General features: G+C 42.9%; 7 protein-coding genes. 4 read left to right on the top strand and 3 right to left on the bottom strand.

Features of this window, described 5'->3' with window-relative positions; translation table 11 throughout:
* The first annotated feature begins 55 nt into the window (after positions 1-55).
* Positions 56-694, top strand: a complete 639-nt coding sequence (locus ACMJ0U_RS11205; protein WP_417129999.1) for a response regulator — start codon at positions 56-58, stop codon at positions 692-694.
* Complete coding sequence (locus tag ACMJ0U_RS11200) at positions 691-2,760, top strand: tetratricopeptide repeat protein (RefSeq protein WP_417129998.1); 2,070 nt, start codon at positions 691-693, stop codon at positions 2,758-2,760. The genes ACMJ0U_RS11205 and ACMJ0U_RS11200 overlap by 4 nt, the downstream gene beginning before the upstream one ends.
* A 467-nt stretch (positions 2,761-3,227) precedes the next feature.
* Here ACMJ0U_RS11200 and ACMJ0U_RS11195 read toward each other — a convergent pair whose 3' ends face one another.
* Complete coding sequence (locus ACMJ0U_RS11195; protein ID WP_417129997.1) at positions 3,228-3,539, bottom strand: hypothetical protein; 312 nt, start codon at positions 3,537-3,539, stop codon at positions 3,228-3,230.
* Positions 3,540-3,559: 20 nt separating this feature from the next.
* Positions 3,560-6,334, bottom strand: coding sequence for an outer membrane beta-barrel protein (locus ACMJ0U_RS11190; RefSeq protein WP_417129996.1), 2,775 nt, complete (start codon positions 6,332-6,334; stop codon positions 3,560-3,562).
* A gap of 172 nt (positions 6,335-6,506) precedes the next feature.
* Here ACMJ0U_RS11190 and ACMJ0U_RS11185 point away from each other — a divergent pair, with 172 nt between their 5' ends.
* A complete protein-coding gene (locus ACMJ0U_RS11185) occupies positions 6,507-7,538 on the top strand; it encodes a sensor histidine kinase (RefSeq protein ID WP_417129995.1) in 1,032 nt (343 codons plus the stop codon).
* On the top strand, positions 7,535-8,239 hold the full coding sequence (locus ACMJ0U_RS11180; protein WP_417129994.1) for a LytR/AlgR family response regulator transcription factor: 705 nt from the start codon (positions 7,535-7,537) through the stop codon (positions 8,237-8,239). The genes ACMJ0U_RS11185 and ACMJ0U_RS11180 overlap by 4 nt, the downstream gene beginning before the upstream one ends.
* A gap of 217 nt (positions 8,240-8,456) precedes the next feature.
* Here ACMJ0U_RS11180 and ACMJ0U_RS11175 read toward each other — a convergent pair.
* The coding region (locus tag ACMJ0U_RS11175; protein WP_417129993.1) for a BACON domain-containing protein at positions 8,457-9,823 on the bottom strand (1,367 nt) is incomplete at its 5' end.

Here is a 9,823-nt window from a genome sequence, read left to right as displayed (position 1 = left end):
GAAAAATTACCATCTTTGTGAAAAACAAAAAATACAAAATTACACGCGCTTCCACATGAAAAACTTATATATATTAGATGATCATCCCATCATTACCGAAGGTATTATGCAACTTCTGGCAAACAACCAACAATACCAGATAACTACCGGACATCATTATTCGGAGTTATACAACTACCTGAATCATACTACGCCCGATTTATTAATCATAGACTACGAGATTCAGGATAAAACAGCCTTGGATGTCATTGCTTACCTTCAACAAAAATCGCTTCACTTCCCCATACTTGTCTATACCATGCATACAGAGTTTTGGATTATTAAGCTTTTGACAAAAGCAGAGGTGTCAGGTATCATCACTAAAAACGACAAAATTGAAGAAATAGAAAAAGCCATCAAGAGTATTCTGGAAGAAAACAGCAAATACTACTCACCCACAGCACTGCATATTGTGCTTTCCATTATAGGTGATCAGTCGGCAGGCAAAGTAATAAACTATACACCAAGCCCGCGTGAAAACGAAATTATCCAAATGTTATCATGTGGACTTACCTCCGACGAGATAGCCCATAAACTCAATCTCAGCAAAAATACAATTGATACGATGAGAAAAAACATCTTGCTGAAAAGCGGGGCTACAAACGTATCACATCTTATGCGAATTGCTTTTCTAAAAGGTTGGATTACAAAATGAAACAGACTTTATTCTTTATATTCCTCAGCCTGAGTGTATCTCTGAATGCCAATGAAAAGAGCGATAAACTGGCTGATTCGTTACATTCATTCGGCAACAACGGCGAATATGCACAAATGGATTCAATATACAATCTTATCACTCATGAGAATCATTACAGACAAGATAAGCTTTATGCATTGAGCATTAGCCTGGATTATGCCCGCTTTCTTAACCAAAAAGGAGACTATGAGAAGGCACATACCATATTGACCGAAATCCGGGAAAATGCCATGGCTATAGAAAAATACCCGGAAAATACCATTGCACAGCAGCTGCAAGAAATTGCGGCAATCGCTACATACGAGATTGCCTTCGGTCAATGGCAGAGCAACCAGCTACAGGAAGCAAGAAAAACGGCCGAAAAAGCAGTCAACCAACTGGAACAAGTAAAAGATTCCGCAAATTTAGCAGAAGCTTACAATCTTTCGGGAGTCATACACCGCAGACTGTTTATGCTTGACAACGCCATCTCGCTCTACAAAAAGGCGCTTGCTATTACTGAGGACTTACAAAATTACAATCTTGCGGCCATTATCGTATCCAACATTTCCATTCTATACAATGAAACAGGGCAGAACAACGAAGCCATACAGATTTCACGCAAAATGTTTACCTATCCACAGACTGACACGCTGACCATTGACTACCGCATCGGGGAAGTAAACAGATTGTGTAATCATGCCATCTTATTGGCGAATAACCAACAGTCTGAGTACGCCATGGACACCTTGAAACTAGCCATTCAGAAGCTCCGTCCGGAAATGCCCGATGATCTCAAGTTACTAGCATACACGCAATATGCAAGGGTATCAAGGGATGCCGGACAACTCCGGCAGGCGCTTCAATATTATCAGAAAGCCATGAGTTATAAAAACACCACACACAACAAGGCAAACATTGCCAATCTGGAATACTTATATGGCTACATGTTATTCCATGATACGGATTCCTTGCTTCAGGCACGTAACTATGTCATGAAAGCAGCCAACTTTGCCCGAAAAAATCCTTTCGGTCTGTTACCCAAAATTCTGCTTACATTTGCAGAAATAGAGGCTAAAAGAAACAACGGACAATTATCCTATCAACTCACTTTAGAAGCATATCAGGCCAATGAAAAATTAAACAACCAATATTTTCAGAACCGGTTGTCTGGATTTGAGGCCGAACTAAATCTCAAGGAAAAAGACTTACAGATTGCCGGACTCAACGGGAAACGTGCCGAGGAAAAAGCGGCCTACCTAATACGTACTTATAGCATTGGGGGCGTACTTATCTTAGTGATACTGACCCTCATCATACTGGCTATAAGTATGCATAAACGAAAAATTGCATTTAATCTGAAGCAGTTGAAACTGGAAAAAGAGATTAAAGACAAGGAGATAGAAAGACAGTACCTGCTTACCGACATGCACAAGAAAATGACCGAACGATATATCTGTGGACTAGAAGATAGCAACAACCGTATATCCAGGGAATTACACGACGGAGTGTGCAACGATTTATTGGCGATAGAGATAGAAATGGAACACTCTGATGCACAATCATTAACATCTCAGCTAAAACAAGTCAGAGAGGAGTTACGCAATCTTTCACATCAGCTGGCAACTCCTGCTTTCAGCAACTTTAGCCTATATCAGGTCCTGACCCTTTATACCGACAAGCTGAAATCTCTGAAAAGTCCTCATATTCAGTGCTACATCGAAGAGAATATACAACAAATAGCTTTTCCTGCTGATCATACTCAACAGGTTTACCGTATTCTTCAGGAGATTATATCCAACATGCTTAAACATGCCAACGCCCAAAATGCTTTTATCACGGCCAGCTATGAGAACAGACAAGTAAACATCATCATCGAAGATGACGGCAAAGGATTTTCTACCAACAATCTTTCCAACCATATTCTTCATGCTGGATTAGGGCTAAAGAGCATCAAAGAACGATGCGACAAATTGCAAGGAGGCTGTGACATCACATCGAAAGAGGGGCAGGGAACCATCATACATTGCTGGTTTCCGGCATAAAACATTGTCTTTATATACAAAAAAGAATCCGTATTACAATTTCCCCGTATTGTAATACGAATTCTTTATCTGAGTGACTTTAATATCTTTATTATTTTACCAGCCTGTCTGCTTCTTAAAGCATCATTTACATTGTCCTTCACTTTACAAAGATAAAGGACCTCATGTTTATTCCCCGTCTGACAGGCTACTTTTAAAGTCACTCTTGCATAAGTCCTACATTCTGTTACAATGTATAGCACATTAAATAAGCACAGAAACTTAGCAGTTTTTCATAGCTTTGAGTCTCTTCTTATTCACAAATATTATTTCCTCAAAACTTATTTTTGGCAAAAATACATGATAAAACCTAAAAAATCATTCCCATAAATAACCGATTTCATACTCCTATTTATTGGACATATATAAAAAGCCCCATCAGCCTTTCAGGCAGACAGGGCTATATCACAAACAGAAACAACAAACCATTAACGTTTCCGCTGCGGACGCTCTTTCTTCATCTGTTCAAATGCTGCCTTCTGCTCATCGGTCAACAGAGCTTCTATTTTTTTGTTCAGTTCCTGCATGGCCGTTCTACGCTCTTCACGCGATAGTTCCTGCTTAAAGAAGTCTGTATACAACGTAGTAATCTGTTTTTCCTGTTCATCGGTCAGGTTCAACTTTTTATCAAGCTTCTCCACCATCTGTTCGGGAGTACGGGGGGTGCCACCTTTGCGCTGTGCATCCACAGGCTGCATGCCCAGCATAGCCACAAGGGCTACAAAAAGAATTTTCTTCATTTTCAACTTGTTTTTAAAGGTTATCTGATTGTATATACAAAACTAATCATGGCATAGGGTTGCAGCACATTGCTGTTCACGTAATCGTAATAGTTACTGCCCGTGCGATGCGTGAAGGCCTGATTCTGTTTCAGTACATCGAAGGCTTCTATTCTGATTTCCGCTGCATTATTCTTCAGGAACTTCTTGCCTAACGAAAGGTTCCACAAAAAATAATCTTCCGTACCGGTATCCAGGCCGGTATAGCCGATATAGTTAAACGTACTTCGGAAAGTAAGTCCCCAAAAGAAGGTCCAGCCCAACTTGGCCGCAGCCGTATGTGTCACATAGTCACTTTTCGCTGCGGTATCCAGTGAACTGAACATCTTGTTGATTCCTGCCGAATAGGAGGCAGTAAAATCAAGGTTCTTACTGATGTTACTGCCGATAATGAGCTTCGGAATCAAGTTCAGTTCACGTGTACGGCTTTCTACCCCGTCGAAGATAGTGGGCACATTGGCATAATTAGCCGAGAGGCTGAAATTAATGTTGCTCCGGATAAAATCGACCGGAAAGCCGTATGTCAGCATGGACTGCAGGCTGTAATAACCATTCAGATTGACCGGACGGGTAAACTGAGCACCTTTGTTCAGAGTGACCGTAGGCGACAAGGCCATGTCTTCTTTGGCTACAAAAGTACTATCGGCCACATAGTCCTGCTGTATAGTTGCTCCCACCATGGCAATAAAGGTATGTCCGGATTTGGTGGTACGCAAATAACGCAGATTGGCCGTGTGTGATACCTGCTGGTCGAGGTTCGGGTTTCCTGCAGACATGAACAACGGATTCGAATTATCTATCACGTTCTGCAAATTCGTCACTGAAGGCGAGGAAGACTTGCTGCGATAGCGAAGCTGGAAAGAGTTGGTCCGGTCCAGCGAATAGCGCAACGTGAACGAAGGCAATACGGAAAAATACTTATGCGAGAGTTCATCGGGCTGGGGATACACCAAATCTCCTTTCAAACTCGCCCACTGTGCATCAACTCCCAACATGGCACTCAGTTTTCCGGCACGATAACGAAGCCCAACATTTCCTGCCTGAGTCAGGTAGCCTGACTGGTATTCGTTCGAAAGGCTTTCGTCCAACTGGGCATAAAGGTCGGTCACAGCAGAACGGTCGTACGTTTTTCTGTCGTTCTCCGAGTCTGTATAACTCATTTTATACCCTAACTGCAACTGTAGGTTATCGGTCAGTTTTTCGGTATAACTCAAATTAGAACGCAAGGTGTACTGTCGGTTCAGCGTTTGTTTCCACTGGCTGTAATCATCCGTCACCGGAGAAAGTTCCAATCCATATAGCGTATTCAAATAATCTGTATAAGTATCACCGTCCGTATTACTCATCTTTCCACTCAGCATCAGTGACAATGTGCGCCCTTCCTTCTGGAAGCGGTGACGGAGCATCAAATCGGCTCCTACATTATACGCATTGCTTTTCCCGAAAGAATTGGTTTCCGTTTTGCTGTCTGCTGTTCCGTTCACTAAATTCTGTCCTTGCAGCAGTCCGTAACTGTCATTGTTCTGAAAACTCAGTGTAGGACGAAACTGTAGTGAAGTGCGTTCGGTCATCTGATAATCCAGCTTCATATTGAAACGATGATTCCAGTTCTTCATGGAGTTCTCCTGATATTCGCTATAAGTCATTCCAGGCAATACGGTTTCAAAGTATTCTCTGTCGGTCTGTTGCCGGGTCAGGTTGTCCGACTGATTAAAGAAATAACTGCCGGTCACCTTCCATTTTTCCCCCCACTGGTCTACGTAATTCAAGCCAAGTCCATTGGCTGAGGTCACTCCTCCCAAACTTCCAACCATGAAATTGGAAGCATTGCTTCCACCTGGAGCTCCGGCCCTTCCTCCACCGCCGCCTCCGCGACCGCCACGTCCTCTGCCGCTGTTATCTGCCGACATGACACCGGCCAAATCTTCTTGCGAGAAGTTTTGCTGGTTCACATTGTTCGACATACCTAACACGGAAATACGCCGGTCATCATCGAAAAAGTTCAGGTTTCCGTTCACTTTATAACGGTCATCTGTACCATACCCACCAGAAACTTCACCAAATGTTCCCTGACGGAAACCGCTTTTCGTTACGATATTAATCGTTTTGATTTCCTCACCGTCGTCAAACCCAGTAAACTCAGCCTGCTCACTTTTCTTATCGAACACCTCAATGCTGGCAATAATATCTGAAGGCAAGTTTTTAATAGCCAGGTTCACGTCGCCGTCAAAAAATTCCTTTCCATCCACCAATACTTTCTGCACCTGTTCCCCCTGTGCTTGAATCGTACCGCCTTCTACCACGATACCCGGCATTTTAGCCAGCAAATCCTCGGCCGAACTTCCCATCATCACCTGAAAGGCTTCGGCATTATACAGCAGACTGTCACCTTGCTGCTCGGCACGTGTAGCACGTCCCTGCACCGAAACCTCCCCCAGCAGCTGGGCATCTTCGGTCAATTCTATTTTTACTTGTTTTTGCTGATTCTCTAAAAGTGTTTGTTTTGCCTTATAAGGCTTATAACCCACATACGTCACTTGCAACGTATAAGTTCCCGACTGAAGTTTCTTGAACTGAAAATTTCCGTTCAAGTCTGTCGAGGTATAATTAGACTTTCCGTCGGATGAAACTAATTGTACTGTAGCCGAAATCAGACCTTCCTTTGTCACTTTATCCGTTACTGTCCCCGAAAGGCTCTGTGACATCAGCACGAACGGAAATACCCAACTTGCCAATAAAAAAATAAATCTCGTCATAACCTATGCTTTTTATTCCTTTTTGCATCAACAAAATTAGGCCTGTTTCAGATACGATTTTTACGTGCTCCAGAAAGTAAGGGTAAACGACACCAATGTAGTGGCAAACGGACCGGAAGTTATTTCCGGGAAGTCCCGAAAATCCGTATTTTTGCGAAAAAAGGAATAAGTTATGTGGCACATCAAAAATCTTCCGTTTTACATTGATCTGGTCTTCTGTCTGATATTGCTCCCAGCCATGATTACCTTATTACCCATCGAACGATGGCTGGTAAATAATTCCACCTTTGTGTATCTACTGGTTTCATGGCTGTATCTTATCTACATCCTGAACCGACGACTCACCATGCCCTTCCTGTTTACCGACAAGCGGAAGTTCTGGATAGCTATCCTTCTTATTCTGTTCACCATCGCAGGTACTTACCTCATTACTCGCTACCAGATGGAAGTCCCCATGCACCGGATGCGCAGGCCGAAATTCATTCAGCACATACCGAAAATCAGATTACAGCAACAGGCTGTCTGGTTCTTGTACGTAGTGGTCACCACCTTCAGCATGGCGGTAGGACTGCTTACAGAACTTTACCATCAGATTATGCGGCGCCAGGCTGTGGAATTCGAAAAGAAAAAAGCCGAACTGGCACTCTACAAGGCACAGATAAATCCACACTTTCTGTTTAACAACCTGAATACCCTATATGCCATGGTGGTGACCGGTTCTCCCCAAACTGAGGATGCCTTTACCCAATTCATCAGCCTGATGAAATACATGTATGCTCACAACACGAAAGATAAAATTCCAATCTGTACGGAAGCAGAATACATCCGTCAGTATATCGAATTACAGAAATACCGGATGCCGAAAGATTTCCACGTGCATTTCTCTTACGAGCATGATGACACCGAACAGTCAGGTATCGCTCCCATGATACTAATCACCTTCGTCGAAAATGTATTCAAGCATGGAGTCTCTTCTCATCAACCGGGAGATGCCTACGTCTATATCCATGCTAAAAACGGAGAATTATTATTCACCACCCAGAATCCGTTATTAAACCATTCCCCAATAAAGGAGTCTAAAGGTATAGGCATTGAAAATTGCCGGAAACGCCTGGAACTACTCTACTCCCACCGATATGACTTGAGGATAGAAAAGAAAGACGGGCTATTTCACGTAACCCTACGCATTAATTTGAATACATGAACTTGAAATGCATTGCCATTGACGATGAACCTATGGCGCTGGAAATCATAACCAGTTTCTGCCAACGCTATGGGAATATAGAACTGGCTACCTTCAACAATCCTCTCCGAGGTATGGAACAGGTAAAAAGAAGCAGACCGGACATTCTGTTTCTTGATATAGAAATGGGAGACCTGAACGGGGTAGAACTGGCCCGTGAACTTCCTCCGGGTACCTTGCTTATATTTACTACGGCGTATGCACAATATGCCCTCGACGGATTTGAACTGAGTGCCGTAGATTTCCTGCACAAACCTTTCTCTTACAGTCGCTTTGAAAAGGCTGTCAAGAAAGCCGTGGAACTTCACAATTTACAACAGCTATCTGCCCATCCTTCCTTTACTGATGAAAGCATCACCCTGAAAGTTGAATATAAAAACGTACAAATCAAACTCAAGGACATTCTTTACATTGAGTCTATGGATAATTACGTACGCATTCATTTAACGGAACGTCAATGTCTGATGTCGCAAGCCAGCATGAAAAGCATGCAGGAACTTCTTCCCACAGAAAAATTCATCCGCGTGCACAAATCCTTCATTGTACCGGCTCACCGTATTGCGAGCTACACCACCAAAGAAATCACGCTCTACAACGGCACGAGGATTCCTGTGGGAAGAAGTTACAGTCAGAATCTTAAACTTTCCATTTCCAACAGCTAAAGATTTGCCGGAACACTTGCCCCAACAATACATATTCCCAGGCGACATGACAGAGTCTGGAACTGCCAGTACAATACGGCACAACATTCACAAAACTGTTAGAAGATAATCACCGACCGTTTTGAGCAGACACAAGCTGATAATAAGCAGCCCCTTTCTCAACACTCAGGCGGAGCAGAGAGAAAGGGGGTATATTATTCAAGTAAAAAAAATTTACTTATTCGTACACAAAACGATATTCATCATTTTGATAATACGTAGACTCAGACACATGGTTACCATATTCGTCCAGCTGGTATGAATAGAAAGTACACCGACCGGTAACCACATCCAGATAATTATCTTCCGTAAAGCTATATGCAAAAGGTGCCCACGTATCTTCATGTATCACTTCCTGCTCTCCCGGCTCCGGCATATGATATCCCCAATCCACAACATCTTTCGTAACCAGATTCTTACTACCTTTACCCATCATACGCAACATATAAAGCAGGGACACCATGTCATCATATTCATAAGTATGACTGCCGAACAACGGACGCACCACTACATTAAAATCGAAGCAAGGCGTTACATTAGGGTATTCAGTATACGTATAATCCATATAACTTTCATTCGAGAATTCTCCCTCCGTCGACATCAGATTGCCATTCTGCCAGTTCAATTGTAGAATAGACCTATCCGAAGCACGGCCCATCCTGCCAGAAGATACTCCCGGACCTATTACCACATTTCCGTCTTCCTCATCCCCATTTTCATGGTCATCTGGATAATAGTCATAATCTTCTTGTATCTGCTGAAGATAACCGTCGGAATAAATAAACATCCACAATGTATGCTGCTCCGAAGAAGATTCCTTTTTCTTATACAACTGCGACACATAACCCTCTGAGTTCAATGTAATCACATACGATTCGTCCGATTCATATTCGGTAAGTGCTTTCCGGTCAATCCACATCTGGTTTTCCTGATAAGCAAACTGATAAATTCTCCCGGCCAAATATCCTTGTTCATCACCCCGGTAACTAATGGTCAAGGTTGCCAGTCTTCCATCTTCATTGTAAGTAAGTTCTCCAATAGACTTAGAATAACTGTCCGGATACAAACTGCTCGCATCTGTAAACTCATAACGAACCAACCGCTTTTCTTTCGGAGCCGGAGTTTCCCCTTTTTCTGTAGTAGCTTTCTGTTCTACGGTAATAGTGATTACATCCGTACCGCAACGAATTTCGATGGAAGCTTTCCGGTCTTTTCCTGTCAGATTCTCTACCAACGTCAACGTTAAAGTATATTCGCCAGGACCTCCGCTATATGCGCTCAATTCCAGCCACTCCACTTTCCCGGAGGCAGCCTTGATCATGGCTCCTGTTACCACTTCCGTTACTGTAGCCGTCCAGTCGGCCAAAGCTGTAAAACCGATTCCTCCCTGATTCGTCACCTGATCGGCATAAACCACCTGAGTAGTTTGTGTACCTTCTTTCAAGGTCAGACTTGCAGGAGTGTCGTCCTTCTCACTACATCCTGAAACTAAGATTACTCCCCACAGACAAACTACTGACAATAAAAAACTTAACTTGTCTTTCA

It is taken from the genome of Phocaeicola sp. (genome assembly GCF_048170425.1).
GTDB lineage: Bacteria > Bacteroidota > Bacteroidia > Bacteroidales > Bacteroidaceae > Phocaeicola.
The sequence above is the reverse complement of the archived record's forward strand: the minus strand, read 5'-3'. Positions and strand labels throughout refer to the sequence as shown.

Bases quoted from the DNA above. Each gene is read 5' to 3' on its own strand.
- ACMJ0U_RS11205 (WP_417129999.1), top strand. From the start codon at position 56: ATGAAAAACTTATATATATTAGATGATCATCCCATCATTACCGAAGGT.
- ACMJ0U_RS11200 (WP_417129998.1), top strand. From the start codon at position 691: ATGAAACAGACTTTATTCTTTATATTCCTCAGCCTGAGTGTATCTCTG.
- ACMJ0U_RS11195 (WP_417129997.1), bottom strand. From the start codon at position 3,539: ATGAAGAAAATTCTTTTTGTAGCCCTTGTGGCTATGCTGGGCATGCAG.
- ACMJ0U_RS11190 (WP_417129996.1), bottom strand. From the start codon at position 6,334: ATGACGAGATTTATTTTTTTATTGGCAAGTTGGGTATTTCCGTTCGTG.
- ACMJ0U_RS11185 (WP_417129995.1), top strand. From the start codon at position 6,507: ATGTGGCACATCAAAAATCTTCCGTTTTACATTGATCTGGTCTTCTGT.
- ACMJ0U_RS11180 (WP_417129994.1), top strand. From the start codon at position 7,535: ATGAACTTGAAATGCATTGCCATTGACGATGAACCTATGGCGCTGGAA.